The sequence below is a fragment of the Akkermansia massiliensis genome (assembly GCF_023516715.1).
Classification (GTDB): Bacteria; Verrucomicrobiota; Verrucomicrobiia; order Verrucomicrobiales; family Akkermansiaceae; genus Akkermansia; species Akkermansia massiliensis.
This window is the reverse complement of sequence record NZ_JAMGSI010000001.1, coordinates 1328538-1349387: the sequence shown is the minus strand read 5'-3', so window position 1 is coordinate 1349387 and position 20850 is coordinate 1328538. Positions and strand designations below refer to the sequence as shown.

Sequence of the window (20850 nt, the reverse complement as noted above, 5' to 3'; positions counted from 1 at the left end):
TCCGTTCATGCTCCCCGCCCTGATCGGCATAAGCGGCCATGAAGTGGGCGCGGAAGAGGAGGCGGCCATCCTGCGTTTGCAGCCGGCCGGCTTCATCCTGTTTTCCCGGAATGTGGATTCCGTGGAGCAGGTGCGCAGCCTGACGGAAACGTTGCGGAAGCTCTGCCGCCACCATCCCGTCATTGCCGTGGACCAGGAGGGGGGCAGGGTTGTGCGCACCGCTTCCCTGGGCCTGAATTTGCCTTCTCCCGCTTCTCTGGCGCGGAGCGGCGGTTTTAACGGCATTGTGGAACTGGGCGCGGTGACGGCGATGGCGCTCCGGTACCTGGGGGTGAACCTGAATTTTGCCCCGGTACTGGATATTTGCCATGACCCGTCCGCGGCCAATGCGCTGCCCGGCCGCTGCTGGGGAGACAATCCCCAGGACGTGATTTCGCGCGGAGGCGTTTATTCCTCCAACCTGCGCCGGGGCGGCGTGCAAAGCTGCGGCAAGCATTTTCCCGGCATGGGGCGCGCCCAGGCGGACCCCCATTTCAGCCTTCCCGTGGTTGACCTGGATGAACGTGAGTTGTTCAAGACGGACCTGCTGCCCTTTCTGGCCCTGTGTCCGGAGCTTTCCTCCATCATGTCCGCCCATATCATGCTGCCGCAGATTGATCCCGATTATCCCGCCACCCTGTCCGAACGGGTGATCAGGGGGCTTCTGCGGGACAGGCTCGGCTTCCGGGGAGTGGTGTTTACGGATGATTTGTGCATGGGGGCGATTGCGGCGCGGCATGCTCCGGATGAAGCCGCCCTGCTTTCCCTGAAGGCCGGGTGCGATCTTCCCCTGATTTGCCATGACCCCCTCTCCTGGCTGGACGGCGTGGCTTCCCGCCTGGAAGGCCTGGACGCCTATGACCGGGATGATTCCTTCAAGCGGGTGGAGAAGCTGAGCGATTCCCTGTGCTTCCCGTTCCCGGAAAAGGCAGGACTGTGGGATTCCTGCCTGCGCCGCGCGGAGGCCTTGTGCCGCCTGGCGGAAGGGGAGGCGGATGAAGAGTCGCCTTCCTCTCCGGTTCAGAAGTATTGACGCGAATGCCGATGACGGCCTTATGCCGAAAGTGCGCCGGGAATGAAGCCGGGAGCTTTATCCCCGTGACAGGGGGAGGAAGGGAGTGTTTAAAGTCTGCTCCTTTTGCGGCGAGTCAACAGGATGGCCGTTCCAACCAGGCTCAGCGCGGCTGTAGCCGGTTCCGGCACGAGGTGGTTGTATTTGCTTGATGAATAGACTTTGACGTAGTCGATGTCGAACGCGGCTCCGGAGTTGGCCAGCGTATTCTGGTCAATTCCTTTATTAACCCCTGCATTTTCTACCCAGTTGCCTCCGATCTGCTGGTCGATGATCAGGTAAAATTCGTTTCCGTCTTTGTCAAAAGGCCAGTTTGCATTATTGGGCTTTTTAAAGGAGCCGGTTTCCTTTCCGTCCACATAAAAGGTGATGCCTTCTTCCGTCCATTCCATTCCGTAGGTGTGCCAGTTTGTTTTTTCAGCGCCGTCGCTCCAGCCGGGGGTGACCCCCTGGGATTTGTCTTGGTTTGGAACGCCGTTTTCAGACCAGTGGATCGTCTGGTAGACACGTCCTTCGTAATTCAAATGTTCCATGATGTCAATTTCCCCTCCTGCCGGCCATCCGATGCTGTCGGATTTGGGCATCATCCAGATAGCAGGCCAGACGCCCTGCACGCAATCGAATCTGGCGCGAACTTCTACGTAGCCGTATTGGAATTGGAAGGTTTTCAGAGAGTACACTCCTCCGCAGGCATAGGTCTGGGCTGGGGCGGTCTGATTGGTCTGGGTGGTGTAGTCTCCGTATTTTCCCCACAGGGTCATGGCGGAATTGCCGTCCTGTTCCCGGAATTCCACAAGGCTTTCGTCCTGGGATTGGTATTTGCGCCAATCCGGGGCGTTATGGTTTACGTAATCGATACGGCTCCAGTTGCGGGCATTCAGGGAGGGGCCGTCAAAGTCGTCTTCAAAAACAAGTTCCCAGTCTTTGCCGGAGACCCACGGGGTTGCCGCCAGGGCAGGCGGCCCGGCAAGGGAAACGATGGGGAAAAGAAGAAGGAGCGTTGTTCTGATGGACATAACAGGGAGGGGTGGGACAGGAGGAAGAGGCGTCAATGGCCAAGAACCGGGCCTGCAGCCCGAATATCGTGTAAGGGGGCTTTTCCTCGCTGGAGAGGTAGAGCCCCTTTTCTTCACAGGGGCATGCCCCTGTGAAGATTTCTTTATGGCAAGGATTGGTTTGTCATTGCAAGTTGGTTGTGGAAGGCTGCCCAATGTTAACGCGCAACGTTTCTGGCGGAATCCGCCTTGTACACGTGCAGTTCCGCCAGGCGGACCTTGCCCCCCTTCTGGAAGAGCTTGACGCGCAGCCTGTTGGTGGTGATAGGCTCAAACGTCCTCATGCACTTGATAAAGCCGTTGCCGGGGAGCTGGAGCATGCGCAGCACCTCTGGCTCATTGGCGTACATGGCTTTCTGCGCATCGCTGACGCCGGCGGTAGCGGCTCCCAGGGAACCCCAGTGGATGGGAATCCACTTGCCGCCCTTGTTGGCTTCAATGACGAGGCGGTTGTACCCCTTTTCAATCTTGATGTCCACGGCGCGCAGGGAGGCGGCGTTTTTCAGGGAGAGTTCCAGCACCAGGGGATCGTCTTCCGTGGGGGAGGCGTCCAGTTCCTCGATGGTGGTGGCGTCCCGGTCCAGCAGCTTGGCGGTGTCCACATGGCCTCCGGTGGAGGCTTTCAGCTTGTAGTCCGTGACTTCCTCCGTGGCGCTGCCCAGCAGCTTCAGTTCTCGCACGCGGCATTCCAGGCCGTGCCAGTCCGTGGAAACGCGGAACAGGCAGCGGGAGCCTTGCGTCAGGCAAGAGTCGTTCGGGGAGACCCAGGTTTTCTCCTTCTTCTTGTCGGTTTCATCGTACACCTCTATCTGGTTGCCCTGGGAGGCTGCGGAGATGTAGGTGCCGTCCGGCAGGTGGAAGGAGCAGCCCCAGTTGCCGTGGTCGCGGATCAGGATGCCCGGCACCCACAGGTGGTTGCAGTTGGTGACCGGGTGGGCTTTTTCCCCGCAGCCCACTTCAAAGCCGCCTACGGCGATGGGGCGGTCATATTCCACGTCCAGGTCGTTCACGCGCCATTTGATTTTGGCGCTCATTTTCTGCACGCCCGGCTGGGTGGGGCCGCTGAGCTCCTTCTTGTAGGAGTACACGTTCCACTGGCCGCCGAATTTGGAGTCGGGGGTCCAGGAAATGGTTTCCATGGGGGAGAAGGTGGTGGCGTCACTGAATTGGACGGTGCCGGCAAAGTCGTACTTGTAGGCGGAATTGGCCTTTCCTTCCAGTTCCTTGTCGCGGTGAAGGCCCAGGGCGCGGCCCCCCAGCGGCTGCTGGACGTCCACGTTCAGGGAGTATTCCCCGGGCTGGGGCTTGTCGTCCTTCCGCTTGGGTTCAAAGAAGATGCGCACGTCCATGCCCAGGATCATTTCCGCACAGGTGGCCTTGGTGAGCTGGTCCAGGCCGGGAATGGCCATGATGGCCTTGGCGACGGGAAGGGCCCGGGCATTGACGACGCTCATGAGCTTGAAGCGGCAGCCCTGTTCCACGGGGATGTTTTTCAGTTCCCGGATGGCGGATTTCAGGGAGCCGGGAGCCTTGGCGCCCAGCGCGGCGCTGACCATGGACCAGTTGCGCACATAGGTGTTCAGGAAGCGGGATTCCGTGTCAATGATGGGGGGAACCTTCCGGAAGGATTTGGCCTGGAATTCCGGCTTGCCCGTGATCGCCAGGTTCTGGCGTTCCGCGCACAGCGCCGTGATCCAGACGCTGGTGCGGATGTAGGTGCCGATGACCGGGTCTGCCGTCATCAGTTCCAGGCGGTTGGGGTTTTGCATCATGCCGCCGTCAAACGGGCGCAGGAGCGTCAGCTTCCAGCGGAACGCCTCCATGTTCTTGTAGTAGACTTCCGGGTTCGTCCGCCAGTAGGCGGGAAGGGCCCACATGATGGAGAGCGTCTCGGAGGAGTGGCCCTGGTCGCAGCCGCCGATGGGGCCTTCCCCGTACATGATGCGGCTGTTTTTAGTGTAGAGTTCCGGTCCCCCGCAGATGAGGGAGGCGATGTAGTACGGGCCGTGGCGGCCGGAGTAGGTGCCCCCGCATTCGCGGTTGGGTTCAAAGGTGAAGGCCTCCGTCATGCGGCCGTACGGGCCCATGCCGGTGGGGCAGATGGACTGGGCGTGGTCCATCATCTTGTCCAGCACGTCGTCTTCCGTGCGCGCCGGGGTCTTGCTGGCCAGCGCCAGGAACAGGCACATGTGGGAGCCGCCGATGCTGACGCCCGTGCCCGCATAGCCGGGGTGGATGCCGTGGCCGGTGACGAAGTCCCCGTAAAGAACCTCGTTTTTCATGCGCTGCACGCCGTTGCGGATGGCCGGCAGAACGGAGTTGTCCCGGTAGCGCAGCCAGTATTCGCACAGGAAGATGCCCGCGGAGGCCTGGGGGACGGCCCACCAGCACTGGGAGCCGGAGAAGGCGATGTACTGAGCCGCCTTTTTAATGACGGGATCATATTTCGGGTTGCCCGTGGCCATCAGGGCCAGCCCGGCCCAGCCCGTGTCGTAGTGGTTGCCGCAGTAGCCGCCCGGGCGTTCCCAGGAGCCGTCCTCGCGCTGCTGGGCCGCCAGCCATTCGCTCATCATGTGGACCACGGCCTTGCTCTTGGCGCAGTTTTTCGGGAAGCCGAGAGCGTAGCTTCCCAGCTGGGGAATCTTGAACGTGACGTTTTTCACGTATTTCTTCACGGAGTCCGGCAGGGTGGCGGAACCGCCCACATGGACAGCCACACCTACGGAGGCCGCCCCTCCGGGCGTTCCGGTGCCTTTCAGCTTCCAGTCTCCCTTGGGAATGTCAAAGACCAGGGAGGAGACGGCGTGAGCCAGCCACACCTTGCGCTCGGGGTCATATTTGGCCGCGCCGTAGCCCACGCTGTATTGCAGGGGCTTGAGCTTGGTCAGCGGAACGGGGCCGCCGGGGCCTTCCAGCCTCAGGTCCGACCATTCGAAGCCGTCGCTGCCGATGCCGTTGCCGCCGTCATCCACATGAAGGCGCACCTGCTGGCCTCCCTTCACCGGAATGGAGAGGGAGACGGGCTTTTTGGCCCGTTCCTCCCGGAAGACTTCCTTCCAGAGCGGCTGGATGCCCTGGATTTTCTCCACATTTTCCGCAGGAATGAGGTTCAGGGTGATTTTTCCGGCGCCTTCCGCCTTGTCCACCAGCAGGCCCGCGTGCATGTCCAGGCCGCGCCTGTCCTGGTGCTGGTAGGGACCGTAAAGCACATCCAGGCTTTGGGCCGTCTTGAAGGGCTGGCCGTCAATGCCCAGGATCAGGTCGCCCTCCTTCACGTATTTTTCAGCAGGGGAGCCTTCAATCACCTGGGTGACCATGTAGAGGTTCGCCACGGGTTCCCCATTGGGGTCCAGCAGGGTTTTTGGGAAAAAGCCCCGGAAGTTCGTGTCCGGCCAGGAGGCGTCCAGGCCGCGGGCGCGGAAGCCCAGAGGGCCGAAGGTGGTGATCCAGCCCTTGGCCACTTCCTCGGAGTTGCCGAACCAGCTCGTGTACAGGTTGGCGTACTGCTTCCTCCACTGGTTCAGCGTCATGGCCTTGGCGAATTTTTTCACGTAGGCGTTGACGTCCCCCATGTTGGTGGTCTGCCTGGCGGCTTTTCCGCGCGGACGGCCGGGGGAGGCGGGTTTGACGGCAGCTTGTGCCGCCAGGGCCGGAGCATCCTTCTGTTTGGTGGGAGTTTCCGGTTCCGGCTGTTCCGCAGACGTGGCGTCGTCTGCCGGAGCGTCCGCCTCTCCGGCAGGCTGTTCAGGTTCGGGAGCAGGTTCTTCCGCGGGAGTGGCGGAGCCGTCTTCGTCCTGTTCCTCAGGGGCACTGGCGGACGGCGTTTCTTCCGGCTGTTCCGCTGCTCCACCCGGGGGGGCCTCCGCGGCGGCGCTTTCCTGTTCAAAGGGGTCTTCCACTTCCGCAGCAGGCAGGGCGGCTTTCTTTTCCGGTTTGGGTGCTTCCTTCTTCTCTTTTTTGGGCTGCGTACTGGACGGTTCCTGCGGGGCGGCGGAGTCCTCCGCAGGCTTCTGCGTGTAGTAATAAGCGGCGCAGGCGCCTCCCAGCAGAATCAGGATAAGGATCCAGATGCCGGCGGAGCTTTTCTTTTTCCGGGGCTGGGAAAGGGGTACCGCATGGACGGGGGGCGCTCCTGCTGCGGGAGTGGCCAGGGTTCTCTGGTCGCGCTGGAGGGGCTCCACGGGAGTAGCCGGAAGCGGGGACTGCTCCGCGGCGGGATGAACGCCGGGCAGGGCATAAACCAGGTACATGGTGCCCAGGGCGGGAATTTCCCCCAGGGAGCCGGTGCGGAACTGGGCTTCAAAATCGTTTTTCAGCGGAAGGACTTCCTGTTCGATGTCCGTAGTTTCCGGATAACGCAGTTTTCCGCTTTCCGGATCGCGCACGGCAAGGCCCTGCGGACAGAATTCACGGACCAGGTATTGCACGTGGTTGGCGTCCGACGCGTAATAGACATGGCAGAGGGCATCCGTCTGCTTCAGTGACTGGATAAGGTAGCCGTTGATATTAAATCCGGAAGGCAGTGGGGGAGTGGTTTCCATGGTCAGGAGGCAATTGATAATCCAGCTACTTATTACCACATCCGGAGAGCTCTTTCAATGTAAAAGGGCGCTTTCCGGCTGCGGCGTGTGACGCGATTAATTGATTATTTACTTGAATACATGGCTATTATGTGGTGCAAGCAAGGCTCGATTTTTTGTTTTTTTCATTACGATCATGAGTTCCGACATTAGATTAGATGCCTTGCAGTACCATTCCCAGCCCCGCCCCGGCAAGGTGGAAACGCTGCCCTGCAAGCCCTGCTTTTCGCAACGGGATTTGACGCTTGCCTATTCTCCGGGCGTAGCCGAACCCTGCCTCCGCATCAAGGAGGATCCTTCCCAGAGCGCCCTGTACACAGGACGCTCCAACCTGGTGGGCGTGGTGACCAACGGCACCGCCGTTCTGGGCCTGGGCAACATCGGTCCGGATGCGGCCAAGCCGGTGATGGAAGGCAAGGGCGTTCTGTTCAAGGTGTTCGCGGACATTGACGTTTTTGACATTGAATTGAACGTCAAGGAGCCGGAAAAACTGATCGAGGTTATCAAGACCATGGAGCCCACCTTCGGCGCCATCAACCTGGAAGACATCAAGGCCCCGGAATGCTTCATGGTGGAGGAACGCCTCCGCGAGGAAATGAACATCCCCGTGTTCCATGACGACCAGCACGGAACGGCCGTCATCTCCGGCGCCGCCCTGCTGAACGCCGCAGAACTGACGGGCCGCAAGCTGGAAGACATGAAGGTGGTCGTCGTAGGGGCCGGGGCCGCGGGCATTTCCTGCGCCAAGTTTTACATGACGCTGGGCGTCCGCCGCGAACATATCTACATGTTTGACTCCAAGGGGCTGATTCATACCGGGCGCATCGACCTGCACGCCACGAAGGCCCAGTTCTCCCAGTCGGAGGACTGCTCACTGGATGAAGCCCTCACCGGGGCGGACGTGTTCCTGGGGCTTTCCACCAAGGGGCTGCTCACGCAGGACATGGTGAAGCTCATGGCTCCTTCCCCCATCATCTTCGCCTGCGCTAATCCGGATCCGGAAATTACGTACCAGGACGCCAAGAAGGCGCGCCCGGACTGCATCATGGGTTCCGGCCGTTCCGACTGGCCCAACCAGGTGAACAACGTCTCCTGCTTCCCCTTCATTTTCCGCGCCGCCCTGGACGTGCACGCTTCCGTCATCAATGAACAGATGAAGATTGCCGCCGCCCGGGCGTTGGCGGATCTGGCGAAGGAACCCGTTCCGCAGGAGGTGGTTGACCTGTACGGGGGCGCTCCCCTCAGCTTCGGCATCGATTACGTGATTCCCAAGCCCATCGATCCCCGCATCATTGAATGGGAATGCCCGGCAGTGGCCCAGGCGGCCATGATTTCCGGCGTGGCCCAGTCCCCCATCCGAGACATGGAGGCTTACACGCTTGAACTGCGCAAGCGCATTGCCGCCGCCCGGGAGCGCGTTTCCGGCGTAGTGCGCAGTTATTTGTAAACGGCTCCGGCGTAAAGCCGGAAAATCCATGCCGCCGTGGTACGCGCCCGGCGGCTGCATTTGGCCGGGGGAGGTCCGTTCCCCCGGTTTTTTATGCCGGGTAGCGGTGAGGCGGTGTTGAGCCCTTCATTTGGAAAGATGCCTTCAGGGGGGGAATGCCTCCGGCCTCTGCCGCTTCCGGATGAATAGGCGGTTGAAGGACGCACTGGCTTTTCCAATGTTCATTCGTCCGCGCTCCGTTTTTTCAGTTGCCGCAAGGGGTTGCGGCTCTCCATCCGGCTGATGGGAGGGAGGGGGGCGTTGGGCGGAACGGTTCAGTGCTTAGCCAGCGCGTTTCTGACCTGTTCCGTCTGTTCCCGGTCCGGGATGAGTTCCGCGAGAACCTGGCTGTTTTCCTCCAGGGCGTCAAGCTGGTCGAAATCTTCCGCCGTGCGGATGGCTAGGTAGCGCATGCCCCATTGTTCCGCAATGGCCTTGAAGGAGTAGGCGTGGGGCTGCACAAGCAGGTTACGCATGGCTTCCGAATGGCTGGCCGCTCCGGGCAGGGCGCGGAAGATGCCGCCCCCGCCGTTGTTGATGACGCCGAGCACGCGGGTTCCCGTGTCCAGCTGGGGAAGGAGGGCCAGGGCGTTGGAATCGTACATGGCGGTCAGGTCCCCCACGAGGGCCCAGGAACGGGAACACCGGGCGGAGACCCCCAGAAAGCCGGAGATTTGCCCGTCAATGCCGTTGGCCCCGCGGTTGGCGCGGACGTTTTCCGTGGGGACGGCCATCTGGGCGAAGCTGTTCCAGTACCGCACGGGCATGGAGTTGCCCAGGTAAATGCAGTCGCCGTCCGCGGCAAAGCAGGAGAAGGCGCGCACCATGGCCTGCTCGCTGTCCGGGCAGGTGATGAGCAGTTCCTCCATCAGGGCCTTTCTGCGCTTGTTCATGGCGCGCAGGCCGTTGACGTCCCCCACGGGGTCCACGTCGCCCAGAGCGTGCAGAATGGCTTCTAGGTCTCCGGTGACGACGGCGGAGGGCCGGGCCAGCCCGGAGAATCCGGTGCGGGTGACGGAGAAGACTTCCGTGGAAGGGATGTCCTCCAGGTCGCGCCAGAAGCGGGCCACGGGCACGTCCCCTATTCTGAGCAGGATGGCGGGCGGGTTTTCCCTCAGCAGGGCGTCCGCATCCGTCAGGGCCAGATGGGCCAGTTCCTCCCGGAGGCCGGAGGTGGCGTCCGCCACCACGGGGGCTTTCAGTTCATTCGCGAGCCACAGGGCAGGGGCCTGCTCCGTGGGGTCCAGTCCGCCGAGCATGACCACCAGCCCGCCGCGCGATTTGAAGCGCAGGGCTTGGGCCAGTTCCGCCAGGGAACCGCGGAATTCGCTGTCTTCCGGCGGTTCCGCCGGGTAAAGGTCGCAGTTGCCGGGATTCCAGGCGGGGTCCGGGTCCGGCAGGCAGACGTTGATGTGCAGGGGAGAGGCGTAATCCCAGTCTTCCAGAATGTCTTCCGGCAGGCTGTCCGGCGTTTCCAGATCAATCGTGGGCGCGTAAATGCCGAACAGGTCCGCCTGTTCGATGGCCTGCGGAGCGGCGGAGCCGCGGTAGTCCGCCGGGCGGTCCGCGGTGAGCAGGAGCAGGGGCCGGCGCTGGTAGTAAGCCTCCACCACGGCGGGGAGCAGTTCCGCCGCCGCCGTGCCGGACGTGGTGACCACGGCTACGGGAAGCCCCATGTCCTGAATGCGTCCCAGGGCAAAGAACGCGGCGGACCGTTCGTCAAAGTGGGTCCATTTCACCAGGTCCTCCGCGGCGGCCAGCACCTGGAGCAGCGCCATGTTGCGCGCGCCGGGGCAGACCACCCATTCACAGATGCCGCCCAGGCAGCACTGGGCCAGCAGGGATTTGACGAAGGATGCGGAGGCACTCACGGGAATCAGCCTTGTTTTTTGGCCGTCCTGGCCGCTTTTTCAGCCAGTTTGGCCTTTTCCTCTTCCGAGAGAATGCGGGGGAAGACGGGGGCCGGGTTATTGATGCGGTGCCCGGAGGGGAGGATTCCCCAGGCCAGCGTATCCGGCGTGCGGCCCCGGAACAGGTCCGCGGCGTTGAGCTGGTCCAGGATGCGGGCGGAAGCGTCCGGCAGGACGCAGCCGATGAGGTAGCCCGTCTGGGCGCAGCATTCCAGCAGGTGGCGCAGCACGCAGCGGAGGCGCGGCGCGGCGGCCTCATCCTTGGCAAGCTGCCAGGGCTGCTGCTGTTCAATGTACGCGTTGCAGGCGGAAACCTGGGCGTTCAGGGCCGCCAGGGCGTCGGAGACCATGTTGTCGTCCATGTATTTGGAGAACAGGGTGACGGCCTGGTCCATGGTGACGCGCAGGGCCTTGGAGGCTTCGTCATCGTATTCCTCCGCATCGGAGATGACGGAATCGCAGTAGCGGCGCGTCATGTTGATGGAACGGTTGCACAGGTTGCCGAGGTCATTGGCCAGCTCCGTGTTGTACAGCATGACCAGGCGGTCCGCGTCAAAGTTGGCGTCCTTTCCGGTGGTGATGTCTCGCACCAGGTAATAGCGCACGGGTTCCGGGCCGAACTGTTCCGCCAGCAGGTTGGGGTCCACCACGTTGCCGATGGATTTGGACATTTTTTCCCCGTTGATGTTCCACCAGCCGTGGACGAGCAGGGTGGGCATTTCCTCGTCGGAGAAGCCCATGGCATGCAGCATGGCGGGCCAGTACACGCCGTGGGCGGGCACCAGGATGTCCTTGCCGATCACTTCGCAGTCCGCGGGCCAGAGCTTGGAGAATTCCGGCAGCCCGCTGTCCGGTTCCGCCAGGTAACCGGCGAAGGAGACGTAGTTGATGAGAGCGTCAAACCAGACGTAAGTCACGAATTCCGGGTCAAACGGAAGTTCTATTCCCCAGGAAAGGCGGCTCTTGGGGCGGGAAATGCAGAGGTCCGAGTCAAAGTCAATGGCATTGAGCACCTCCGCCTTGCGGAAGGCCGGAAGAACGAAGCCGCTGCTCTTTTCCACGAACTTCTTCATCCACTCCACATGGTCGGTCAGGCGGAAGTACCAGTTTTCTTCCTCCAGTTCCACCACTTCCCCCCATTCCGGGCCGAAGCTGCCTTCCGCGTCCCTCTCCTTGTCCGTCAGGAATTGTTCCTGGCGCACGGAGTAGAATCCCTTGTAGGATTTTTTGTAAAGCTGTCCCCTGTCCTTCAGGTTCGTCAGGATTTTCTGCACGCAGGCCTTGTGGCGCGGGTCCGTGGTGGAGGCCCACCCGTCATTGCTGATGCCCAGGCGTTCCCACAGGGCCAGGAATTTGGCTGTGATGTTGTCCACATGCTCCTGCGGCGTAATGCCCAGTTTTTCCGCCGTCTGCTGTACTTTTTGCCCATGCTGGTCCACCCCGGTCAGGAAATAGACTTCCTCCCCCTTCATCCGGTGCCAGCGCGCGAGAACGTCCGCAAGGACTTTTTCATAGGCGTGCCCGATGTGGGGCGGTCCGTTGGTGTAGTCAATGGCCGTGGTGATATAGTACATGCGGGGAACGATACTCCTTTCCTTCCGTTTTGCAAGCAAAGTCATGGCGGCGTCCAGCGAGTATTTTTAAAAGCATGGAATGGTAGAATAAGGAGTTGCAATGAAGGAAGAAGGCGCACGGAAGTTCCTTTCCATGGAGTCCGGCGGCCTCTTTCTTTCTTGACATCCTGCATTCCGGACAGCGTGGAACGCGTCCCATGAAGATTCTGCGTCTTGGCGCTTTTCCCGGCGACGCATTCATGAGCGCTTGAATGGCATTGACCAGATGCAGCTGGAGGTCTGGATGAAGCGGATGACGATTCTTCCGCACTAGTTGGCCACCCAGGGAATGGCTGCATTTTCCCCATGGAACGTAGCCGGAAGCCCAATGAGCCTGAATGTCCGTGGTGTTTTACAGGGTAAGCGCCTCCTTCTCACATTTTTCTGGAAGGTCAGTCTTGTTGATTATAGAAAACATGTCGTTGATCATGTGATGATAGAGGGCTGCATTTTGGCGTATGATAGGGATAATGATCGTATGCAGCCCTTGGCAGGATTCCGGAGATGACGGTTCATAGATGTAGTGTTTGCAAAGATATGAATTAAGTCTTTCCGTACATTCCCTGTCGTGGTTCCAGTTCGGCGAACTTCCATAAAATGCAAATCCGCGAACTTTCAATGACAAGCGGCTGATTTCCTCGAAAATATCCGCAGGATCGCCCCATCGCAACAGAACGCTGCTATAAGGCGGCAGGTTGCACGTTTCTATGTTTTCCCAGGACCATAACGGCCCTTTTCTAAGGTCGGCTGTTTTGCGATTCGCCACCCAAGGGCATCCCCATACTCCAAATGATAGCTCAGGGAATTTTTTAGATAAGCGAAAGGCCAAATACACGGCTGCCAGGCAATCTTTACACAATCCCGCAAGAAGGACTGATTTCAGGCATGGCATCTGCCTGATACGCTCAGACACATCCTGATACATTTCCTGAAAATGAAGAAGCATGTCCCATTGCAGGTAACGGATGTTTATGGTCGGTCTGTGGTCATCCGTTAAGAGAAAGTGTTTTCCCGGACGGTCGAATGGGTTGATAATAAGTTCTTCTGCATTTACGTTTTCTGGGGTGATGGAATCCGTGCACTCGTAGAAGGTAAAATGATAAATATCGGCGGAACGCCGGATAAACCGTTCCTTTCCCCAATCATCCCATTTCAGTACCAGTTTTTCTCCATCGTGGTAGAGTACGGTCGCGTGGTCCTTGCGGTGAAGCCGGCATCCGCGGCTATGGGTGATCCGGAATTCGTCGTTCCATTGGGGATGGCTGATCGTGATGGTCCTCCCCGGTTGGGAAAGGACTGGGACGTTATTGTAGATAATGTTTCCGGAACCGGGAGGGCGTCCCTCATTGCACATGTTCTTGCAGGATGGAATTCGGAGAGGCGTTCCCGTTCCCGGCCCTTCTTGCAACACGGAACATGCTGCGGCAGGTGTTTGATGGGGTGATGCGTTCATCATAAAATGAATAGGTAATTTCATTATGAAGAAATAATCAATAACACCCCCTTTCTTCATTCAGCAACAGATAATTTTGGAAGTAAAACCCATGCAATACATGCCACCTGAAAAGGATAGCGCAGCGTTTTGCTCCTCAAATTATTTTTAAAAGAGATAATACCGGCTTTCAATAGAGTTCCAGGCACGGTGATTCCTGTTTTTCCCTTTTATTTCTTAGCGCACGGAAGAACCGTTTTTTATCATCCCGGCGTTTATTCCTCCACAGGGTATCCATGGATTCCCTCCCCCTTTCTTTTTAACAGGGCGGCTCCGGGGTGAGGGTCCATTCCTCCTGTGGTGGAAAATGATCTTGCTGCTTTCCGGGAAGACTTCAGGAGGAAATATTTCAAGGAGAGAGGAACGCTCCGGGGCAGGAGAACCGGCGAGCTACGGCAAAGTTCATCAGTACCTGTTTCCAGGCAGGAAACATGCACCGCAGGAAAACAAAAAATGTTTTGATCCTATGCCTGATGCTGATGGAAGCCACGGTTCTTATAAGCCGCTTCCAGCTGGTTGAGCGCCCGTTCCAGGATGGAGCGCGGGCAGCCCGCGTTCAGGCGCATGAAGCCTTCCCCTTCCTTGCCGAAGATGGATCCGTCATTCAGGGCCAGGCGCGCTCCGTCCACAAAGAATTCCGCCAGTTCCTTCTGAGGCAGGTTCAGTTCCCGGCAGTCCAGGAAAACCAGGTAGGAGGCGTCCGGAAGCATGGCCTTGATTTTAGGCATGCGGCGGCGCAGTTCCCGGTCAATGTAGCGGATGTTTTCCTGGATGTAGTCCAGTGCCTGCTTGAGCCATTCCTCCCCTTCCGGGCCGGAGTAGGCGCTGATGAACCCTTCGTAGGCAAAGACATGGCCTTCCGCCAGTTCCCTGCCGCTGACGAAGCTCTGGTATTTCCCGAAGAGGGCCGGATTCTGGCAGATCAGGTAGGAGCTTCCCAGTCCGGGCACGTTGAAGGCCTTGCTGGGCGCCATGTACGTGACGGAGTTCATGCGCGCCTGTTCGGAGACGGTGGCGAATACGGTGTGCCTGTGGCCAGGAAGGGCCAGGTCCGCATGGATTTCGTCAGAGACGACCAGCGTGCCGCTTTCCGCGCAGATTTCCGCCACGCGGCGCAGTTCCTCCGGGCTCCACACGCGGCCGCCGGGGTTGTGGGGGTTGCACAGGATGAACATGCGGCAGCCGCGCACGGCCTCCCGCATGTGGTCAACGTCCATGCGGTAGCGCCCATTTTCCAGAAGGAGGGGGTTGTTCACGATTTCCCGTCCGTTTTCCCGGATAATCATGGCAAAGGGATGGTACACCGGAGGCTGGATCATGATTTTATCCCCCGGTTCCGTGAAGCACTGGATGGCGCTGGAAATGCCGGGAACAATGCCCGGGGCAAAGCCGATTTCCGAGGCGCGCACCTCCCAGCCGTGGCGGCGGCCCACCCAGTTCCGGATGGCGTCAAAGAAGGCGCGGGGCTTGACGGTATAGCCCAGTATTTCATGTTCGCAGCGGCGGCGGATGGCCTCCATGATGAAGGGGGGCGTTTTGAAGTCCATGTCCGCCACCCACAGGGGGATCAGGTCATCCCGGCCCCAGCGGGGCAGCAGGGCTTCATATTTCAGGGCGCCGGTGCCGCGGCGGTCGATTATTTCGTCAAAGTCGTACTGCATGGAATGGTCTGTCTGCGCGGGCAAAGGTCAGGAAAGCGGGGTAACGCCCTTTTTCAGGATGATGTTGCCGTATTTGGCGGTTTCACCGGTAATGACGACGGCATAGGCCTTTTTGGCGCGTTCATAGAAGGCGTAGCGCTCCATTTGTTCAATGTCCCCGTCATAGTTCAGCGCCTTGCGGTATTTGGCCTCCACCGCCGGGTCCAGGGAGTCTCCCGGCACCGGGGCCATCATGATGACGGGCGTGGCGTAGGCGTCCAGTTCAAAGAGGGGGATGACGGCGCCCAGCAGGGCGTCCGCCCCCAGTCCGTCCGCCCTCAGCACCGTGGGGTTGAAGGTGTGGCCGGGAAAGTGGGCGTCGGAAAAGACGATTTCATCGCCATGCCCCATTTCCGCAAGAATTTTCAGCAGGGAAGGGCTGATGAGGGGAGAGATGTTTTTTAACATGGTCCGCAGTATAGCACCTTCCCGCGTTCCGGTACTACCATAAAAGTTGAAGGAGCGCGGATGATTCTCCCTCAGCCGTTAACGGCATGAAAGCATTTACGGATGCATTCTTCCATTTCAGGCATCTGCTGTTCCATGCTTTCCACCAGCTTGAGCTGGGTGCGCGCCCGGTGCAGGTTGTGGCGCTCCCTTTCCGTTTTAAAGTAGACGTCCCCTTCCAGGTAGTCCGTCAGGAAGCGGATGCCGGTTTCCAGCGTGATGAGCAGCCCGGAAAAGGCGAGTTTGGAGATTTCCTGCGGTGTGATGAAGTCTTTGACGGCGTCCAGGTAGCCCTTGACGACGGCTTCAAACATGGGCATGCGCAGGTAGGTTTTGTCCAGGTCTTCCTCATCTTCCGCCGCAGGAGAGGTCATGGTGCGCACCATGTCCCCGAAGTCGTACAGGATGCTGCCGGGCATGACGGTGTCCAGGTCAATGACGCAGACGGCCTTGTCCGTTTCCCTGTCCAGCATCACGTTGTTGATCTTGGTGTCGTTGTGGACGATTCTGACGGGGAGTTCCCCCCGTTCCTGAAGGTCCAGCAGCACGTCCACGTACCGTTCGCGGCGGCGGATGAAGTCCAGCTCCTTCCGGCAGGAGTCCAAACGCCCGCGGGAGTCCCTGGCGGCCGCTTTCTGCAACCGGTCAAAGCGCTTGCGGGTGTGGTGGAAGAACGGGATGGTTTCATGGATGTCCTCCGGGTTCATGTCGCACAGGAGCTGCTGGAAGGCGCCGAAGGCGCGGGCGGCCTCATACGCCTGGCGCGGATGTTCCGCCACGTCAAACGTGTGGGTGCTTTCAATGCAGTTGTAGCAGCGCCAGAAGCCGGAACCGGGGATTTCCAGGTACTTGCGGCCTCCACGGGCGGAGTACAGGTTCAGCGTCTGGCGGAAGGGCGTTTTCAGCACCCGGAGCATCTTCCAGCGGATGTGGTTGGTTACCTTTTCCACGTTGTGCATGACGTCCCTGGGGCACGGGAAAACGGCGTCATTCACGCGCTGGAAGATGTAGCGGTCCGTGGTGCCGTCCATTTTCCGGTAGGTGGCCCGGAAGGTCATGTTGATATGGCCGCTGTTGATGGTGTCGCAATGGAGGAATTCTCCGGCGATGGCGAAGGCGTCGCCCAGGGCGGCAACCTGTTCCTGGAGGGAATCAGTATGGAAAACGGCGGACAGAGGCATGAGCGGGGAAGGAAGAGGCTCCCGGCGCATGCGGGGAAGTGCCGGGAGCCGCGGGAGTAGGGATTGAAGGGCTTAGAAGGAGTAGGTGAGCCCCAGCCCCGCCACGAACGTGAAGTTGCGGTAAATTCTGGCGGGGATTCTGGAGGGGAAGCGGTCGGAAGGACCGCGGTAGTTGCCCGCCATGCCTCCGTTGCCCAGCCAGACGGTACTGACGAAGGGGGTGAGGACCAGGCGGTCCACCGCCTTGAAGGGCACGGCCACGGTCACGGAAATGCCCTGGGTTCCGTTGGCGTTGAGGGAGTCCCTGTCAAAGTAGCCGGCGGAGGCGTTCCAGGTTCCCGCTACAATCAGGGAGGAAGACGGGTTGAAGTCATATTTGTAGCCCAGCGTGTTGGTGAACCACCAGCCGGACATCCAGCGGAAGGTGTATTGCACGCGGCAGTCCCAGAAGAAGTTTTCCAGTCCTTTCCCGAAGTCGTGGTGGATGTCCAGTACAAAGCTGTGTTCTTCGGAACGGCTGTGTTCAAACGCCGGGAAGTCGCTGGAGGTCTGGCCCAGATGGACGTTCATCAGGCCCGGCAGGCCGCCGTTGACGAACTGGTAGCCCAGGGAGGCCATCGTATAGTCGCTGAATTTGCGGCTGACGCCCAGCAGGGCCGTTGCCTCGTCGGAAATGCCCGTGCTGTTGTGCGTCAGGTCATTCTGGGTCAGCCACTGATATTTCACGCCGGCCAGGATGGAGTATTTTTTGTTGAGGTCGTAAGCGCCTATGGCTTCCACGGGAACCACATGGTCGCTGCCGGACTGCTGGAAAGCCAGTCCGCGGCTGACGTACTTGGTAGCGTAGCCCGTTCCCAGCAGGGCGGAAAACGGACGGGACGCGTCATAAGTGGAATTCAGCACCCGGAGGGGAACTTGAATATCGGCGGAAGCCATTCCTGAGAGAGCGAAGGCCGCCGTGCATGCCGCAGCGGTAATAGTTGTATATTGCATGGTTTGCCGACATAGTAATGGCGCCGTTCAATTCCGCAAGACAATCTTTATAAATTCGAAAGAATTTTCAGTTAAATTACAGGGGGAAGTTATAATGGAATGAGCCGGAGAATCCATTCCTTCAATTTTAACAGGGTTCCTTCCAATTTAAGGGACAGTTCGCGGATGTGCAGCAGCCGGAACAGGCCGCTCCGCACGTAGTCGATCAGGGAGCAGGCGAGGTAGATGCCCAGGCTGGCTCCCAGCGCCCCGGCGGCCGTGAAGTACCAGGGGCAGGCCTGCAATTCCGCAAACCGCGCCTTGATGATGTTTTGCCAGATGAGGGGATTGTTATGGATGAGGTAAACGGCAAAGGAAAGCGGGGCGAAGAAGGAAATGAGGCGGATGGCGGTTCCGCTGCTGATGCGCATGCGCGCGCAGGCCATGAGCAGGAAGAAGGAGGACAGGCAGCAGAACGGCGCCGTATAAGAGACAAAGAGTTTTTCCGCAATGCCCGGATTGAGGGGAAGATACCCCAACGCGATTACTCCGGCGGTGGGGAGGATGCAGCACAGGACGTAGTAAAGCGCGGGCCGCTTTAACGTGCTCCAGAGCTGGAAGTGCCCCAGGCAGCCGCCGACGACGTACAGGCAGACCAGCCAGATGGCGCTGTAGCCGCCCTGGCTGAGCCAGTTCCCGTAGCCGGATATGGTGGAAAAGAGGGAGAAGACAATCAGGACCAGCAGGCAGAGCCACCTGGCGGATTCCCTGCTGAGGGAACGGATGGCCGGATTAAGGAAGGGAATAAAGCAGAACAGGACGGCATAAGCCGTAAAGTACCAGTAGGCCAGGCGCAGCACGGGAAAGAATGCCTGGATCATTCCCTTAAAGCTTACACTGCCCGGCACGAGCCATTTAAATAAAAAGGTTATTCCAGCGGTGTAAAAGAAGACCTGAAACCATAAGTTGATAAAACGGGAAATCCGGTACGGCACATTGACGCCCACGTAGCCTGTGATAAGGGCAAAGCAGTTGACGGCGCAGTAGGCGCTGAGTTCAAGATACCAGGAGACGGCGTAATTGGGCGTTCCGAGGAAGCTGTTGTCCAGGTTGCCGCCCTCCCCCCATTTGAGCACATGAAGAAGGACGACGAAGAACATGGACAGGCACCGGAGAAGGTCAATGCCGTGATTTCTGGAATGGGCCGGGGCTGCCATGAGAAATGCCAAGGAAAAGGTGATGCTGCTGGGATCTTACGCCGGGACTGCCGCCATTGCCTGCAAACGCTTCATGATTTTATTTTTCTTCCTCAACGTTCTTCGCGGCTCCCTCCACGGCCCGCGCCATGAATTCCTCCAGCGTGAGGTTTTTCCGGACGGCGGCTTTCATGGCAAGATTGATGATCCGGTTTTTCAGGGGAACCGTGATGAGGGAAGATACCTCATTGGAGGCGGCCAGGGCTTCCTGGCCGTCCATGAACCGCTTGATGAGGATTTGGGCATGCCGGGAGAGCTTTTTTCTGACAAAGTAGTTGTCGATGGCGCTTCTGTTCATGCCAATGGCCGAAGCCAGCGTGGAGCGGCTGATATGATTTTCAGCCATCCAACGCCCCAGCTCCAGAATATCCACAAGAGGTTCTTCCATGTGGGGTACTTTGCTCATTGTAATGATGAATCAAAGATTTTGAGCGGAGTATGATTGATAATCGCTCAATGAATGTCCTTGTTGAACACAATAAAGGGTGGTTGCCATCAATGAGTGTTGTGGATTCCCCGGAGAGCCGGGTAATTTTTGGAGGGAGGCATATGCCTTCCTTTCTTTTCTGGATACTTCATCCATTGGTCAGAAATGAATAAAAAATCATCGGCGGCGTTCTTGCCGCGGCCCGTAATCCTTGTTGATTCCGTTAGGGACATTCTCCATTCTCCGGAATCTTATTGTTTGAATTAAAGTTTCCTTGCCCTTTCTTAAATTCTGCCCTGCCGCATTTGCAGGGGCCGGAACTTGGCGAATGCATCCGGGACAGGCGGCCATGGAAGATAACAAGGCGGTCCCGGAGGGACATGGACGGACAGCTCATCAATTCATGGAGATGCATGCAGCCGAAGGGATGAGGGCACATTCTTTTTCTGCGTAAGGAATGTGTTTTATCCCAGGCAGAAACTGGCGGAAGCTTCCCCCATGTGGCTTGGGCGGCATTTCTCCGGCTGTGACCGGGTATCCTTTCCCGGTGGACGGGGCGGATGTCTTTAATGGGTCTTTGCCCTTTAAGCCGACGGCTTTCCTGACGGCCGTTTAACATGGGCCAGATACGGCAGCAGGAAAGGGGTGAAACGTTTCAAGGCAAAATAGAACAGCACAATAGCCGTGAATGCCAGCAGCGGGGTGAACAGGGAGAAGGCACCAAATTTCATGGAGTAAGGAAGGCATTCGTAAATGGGCAGGTGCAGCATGAAGGTCAGAAAACAGGCGGGAGCCAGCAGGGCTATTCTGGCGGCAACGCCGGGCAGACGCTTTTCCATCCAGATGCCTGCGTACATAATCAGCATGACTCCCAGCAGCATGCCCGCGACCGTTTCCGTCCACAGGGAAAGGATTCCGGCGGAGTGCAGCAGAACCATCGCGGAGGAAACGAGAATGCTCACGCAGAAGACGACGCCGAATTTTTTGTTCAGCACCAGATGGATGTCGTCAATCCGGCGGGAACTGAGCACGACGCCCAGCAGGTAGAAGGCGCAGGACCCCACGGAGAGCGTCACCAGGGGATCGGGAGCCATGTTGCAGAAGGAGAAAAAGAGGAGCAGCGCGGGCAGCAGCAGTATTTTAATGCGGGCCAGCAGCGGCGTCAGCAGGGTAAGAATGATGATGTCCCGCAGAAACCAGGAGGGGCCGATGGGGGGAACGTCGGGGGACTCGCTCCCAAAGGAGAAGAGGTCCATGCCCGGCAGGAAGACGTCCCGGATGCCGGCCAGGTCCGCAAGCTGGAAGGAGCTGCCGGCAGGGAAGGAGAGAAGGAACAGGTACAGCACGTTCCAGATCATGTACGGGATGAACAGCCATAAAGCCCGGTCAACTGCCTTGTTCCAGGTGATGTTTCTTGCCAGAAAGTAGCCGGCCAGCACCAGGAAGAAGGGAACCCTGCCGTTGTAGAAGAGGTGGATGCCCGTTGTCTTGAGCAAGGGGGAGGACAGGTGCACGTACATGATCAGGAGCGCTGCAAGCACCCGCGACACGTCAATCCATGCGACACGTTTTTTAGGGATTTCCATGGGAAGGGAGTTTTTCTGCGGCATGAGCCGGATA

14 protein-coding genes are annotated in these 20850 nt (G+C 59.1%); 2 read left to right on the top strand and 12 right to left on the bottom strand.

The annotated features are described in order from the left end of the window. The first annotated feature begins 7 nt into the window (after positions 1 to 7). Entirely contained in the window at positions 8 to 1072 is a 1065-nt protein-coding gene (gene nagZ, locus M8N44_RS05735; protein WP_102722483.1) for a beta-N-acetylhexosaminidase, read from the top strand. An 89-nt stretch (positions 1073 to 1161) separates the two neighbouring features. On the opposite strand, the gene M8N44_RS05730 is transcribed toward nagZ, so the two are convergent. Continuing rightward, the gene (locus M8N44_RS05730) at positions 1162 to 2127 is read right to left on the bottom strand and encodes a family 16 glycosylhydrolase (RefSeq protein ID WP_102722482.1); all 966 of its coding nucleotides are present in this window, start codon (positions 2125 to 2127) and stop codon (positions 1162 to 1164) included. A 197-nt stretch (positions 2128 to 2324) separates the two neighbouring features. Next, entirely contained in the window at positions 2325 to 6707 is a 4383-nt protein-coding gene (locus tag M8N44_RS05725) for a DUF6288 domain-containing protein (protein ID WP_102728103.1), read from the bottom strand. Positions 6708 to 6882: 175 nt separating this feature from the next. Here M8N44_RS05725 and M8N44_RS05720 point away from each other — a divergent pair, with 175 nt between their 5' ends. Further along, positions 6883 to 8193: a malic enzyme-like NAD(P)-binding protein gene (locus tag M8N44_RS05720; RefSeq protein WP_102722480.1), complete on the top strand. Its 1311-nt coding sequence runs from the start codon at positions 6883 to 6885 to the stop codon at positions 8191 to 8193. Between the two features lie 314 nt (positions 8194 to 8507). Here the strand turns inward: M8N44_RS05720 and menD are convergent, their stop codons facing one another. The 10 genes from menD to M8N44_RS05670 all read right to left on the bottom strand — a co-directional run bounded on the left by menD (position 8508) and on the right by M8N44_RS05670 (position 20840). After that, complete coding sequence (menD, locus tag M8N44_RS05715; RefSeq protein WP_180975145.1) at positions 8508 to 10103, bottom strand: 2-succinyl-5-enolpyruvyl-6-hydroxy-3-cyclohexene-1-carboxylic-acid synthase; 1596 nt, start codon at positions 10101 to 10103, stop codon at positions 8508 to 8510. A gap of 5 nt (positions 10104 to 10108) precedes the next feature. Beyond that, entirely contained in the window at positions 10109 to 11716 is a 1608-nt protein-coding gene (locus M8N44_RS05710; protein WP_249853047.1) for a class I tRNA ligase family protein, read from the bottom strand. A gap of 391 nt (positions 11717 to 12107) precedes the next feature. Next, complete coding sequence (locus M8N44_RS05705; RefSeq protein WP_146021084.1) at positions 12108 to 13232, bottom strand: hypothetical protein; 1125 nt, start codon at positions 13230 to 13232, stop codon at positions 12108 to 12110. Between the two features lie 479 nt (positions 13233 to 13711). Further along, entirely contained in the window at positions 13712 to 14908 is a 1197-nt protein-coding gene (locus M8N44_RS05700) for a MalY/PatB family protein (RefSeq protein WP_102728241.1), read from the bottom strand. 27 nt (positions 14909 to 14935) lie between these two features. After that, positions 14936 to 15355 (bottom strand): L-fucose mutarotase, encoded by a 420-nt coding sequence (gene fucU, locus M8N44_RS05695; RefSeq protein ID WP_022397329.1) that lies wholly within the window; start codon positions 15353 to 15355, stop codon positions 14936 to 14938. Between the two features lie 71 nt (positions 15356 to 15426). Beyond that, a complete protein-coding gene (locus tag M8N44_RS05690; RefSeq protein ID WP_102727219.1) occupies positions 15427 to 16575 on the bottom strand; it encodes a phosphotransferase enzyme family protein in 1149 nt (382 codons plus the stop codon). 72 nt (positions 16576 to 16647) lie between these two features. Then, positions 16648 to 17568 carry a hypothetical protein gene (locus M8N44_RS05685; RefSeq protein ID WP_022397327.1) on the bottom strand — a complete coding sequence of 307 codons (921 nt, stop codon included), beginning with the start codon at positions 17566 to 17568 and terminating at the stop codon, positions 16648 to 16650. Between the two features lie 89 nt (positions 17569 to 17657). Beyond that, positions 17658 to 18764 carry an acyltransferase gene (locus tag M8N44_RS05680; protein WP_022397326.1) on the bottom strand — a complete coding sequence of 369 codons (1107 nt, stop codon included), beginning with the start codon at positions 18762 to 18764 and terminating at the stop codon, positions 17658 to 17660. 79 nt (positions 18765 to 18843) lie between these two features. Continuing rightward, entirely contained in the window at positions 18844 to 19209 is a 366-nt protein-coding gene (locus tag M8N44_RS05675) for a hypothetical protein (protein WP_022397325.1), read from the bottom strand. Between the two features lie 605 nt (positions 19210 to 19814). Then, positions 19815 to 20840 (bottom strand): acyltransferase family protein, encoded by a 1026-nt coding sequence (locus M8N44_RS05670; protein ID WP_180976208.1) that lies wholly within the window; start codon positions 20838 to 20840, stop codon positions 19815 to 19817. Positions 20841 to 20850 lie beyond the last annotated feature (10 nt).

What these genes read in the sequence shown, in the direction of transcription:
- M8N44_RS05730 (WP_102722482.1), bottom strand. Translation starts at nt 2,127, where the DNA reads ATGTCCATCAGAACAACGCTCCTTCTTCTTTTCCCCATCGTTTCCCTT.
- M8N44_RS05685 (WP_022397327.1), bottom strand. Translation starts at nt 17,568, where the DNA reads ATGCAATATACAACTATTACCGCTGCGGCATGCACGGCGGCCTTCGCT.
- M8N44_RS05700 (WP_102728241.1), bottom strand. Translation starts at nt 14,908, where the DNA reads ATGCAGTACGACTTTGACGAAATAATCGACCGCCGCGGCACCGGCGCC.
- M8N44_RS05675 (WP_022397325.1), bottom strand. Translation starts at nt 19,209, where the DNA reads ATGAGCAAAGTACCCCACATGGAAGAACCTCTTGTGGATATTCTGGAG.
- M8N44_RS05725 (WP_102728103.1), bottom strand. Translation starts at nt 6,707, where the DNA reads ATGGAAACCACTCCCCCACTGCCTTCCGGATTTAATATCAACGGCTAC.
- M8N44_RS05710 (WP_249853047.1), bottom strand. Translation starts at nt 11,716, where the DNA reads ATGTACTATATCACCACGGCCATTGACTACACCAACGGACCGCCCCAC.
- M8N44_RS05690 (WP_102727219.1), bottom strand. Translation starts at nt 16,575, where the DNA reads ATGCCTCTGTCCGCCGTTTTCCATACTGATTCCCTCCAGGAACAGGTT.
- nagZ (WP_102722483.1), top strand. Translation starts at nt 8, where the DNA reads ATGCTCCCCGCCCTGATCGGCATAAGCGGCCATGAAGTGGGCGCGGAA.
- M8N44_RS05670 (WP_180976208.1), bottom strand. Translation starts at nt 20,840, where the DNA reads ATGCCGCAGAAAAACTCCCTTCCCATGGAAATCCCTAAAAAACGTGTC.
- M8N44_RS05705 (WP_146021084.1), bottom strand. Translation starts at nt 13,232, where the DNA reads ATGAAATTACCTATTCATTTTATGATGAACGCATCACCCCATCAAACA.
- M8N44_RS05720 (WP_102722480.1), top strand. Translation starts at nt 6,883, where the DNA reads ATGAGTTCCGACATTAGATTAGATGCCTTGCAGTACCATTCCCAGCCC.
- fucU (WP_022397329.1), bottom strand. Translation starts at nt 15,355, where the DNA reads ATGTTAAAAAACATCTCTCCCCTCATCAGCCCTTCCCTGCTGAAAATT.
- M8N44_RS05680 (WP_022397326.1), bottom strand. Translation starts at nt 18,764, where the DNA reads ATGGCAGCCCCGGCCCATTCCAGAAATCACGGCATTGACCTTCTCCGG.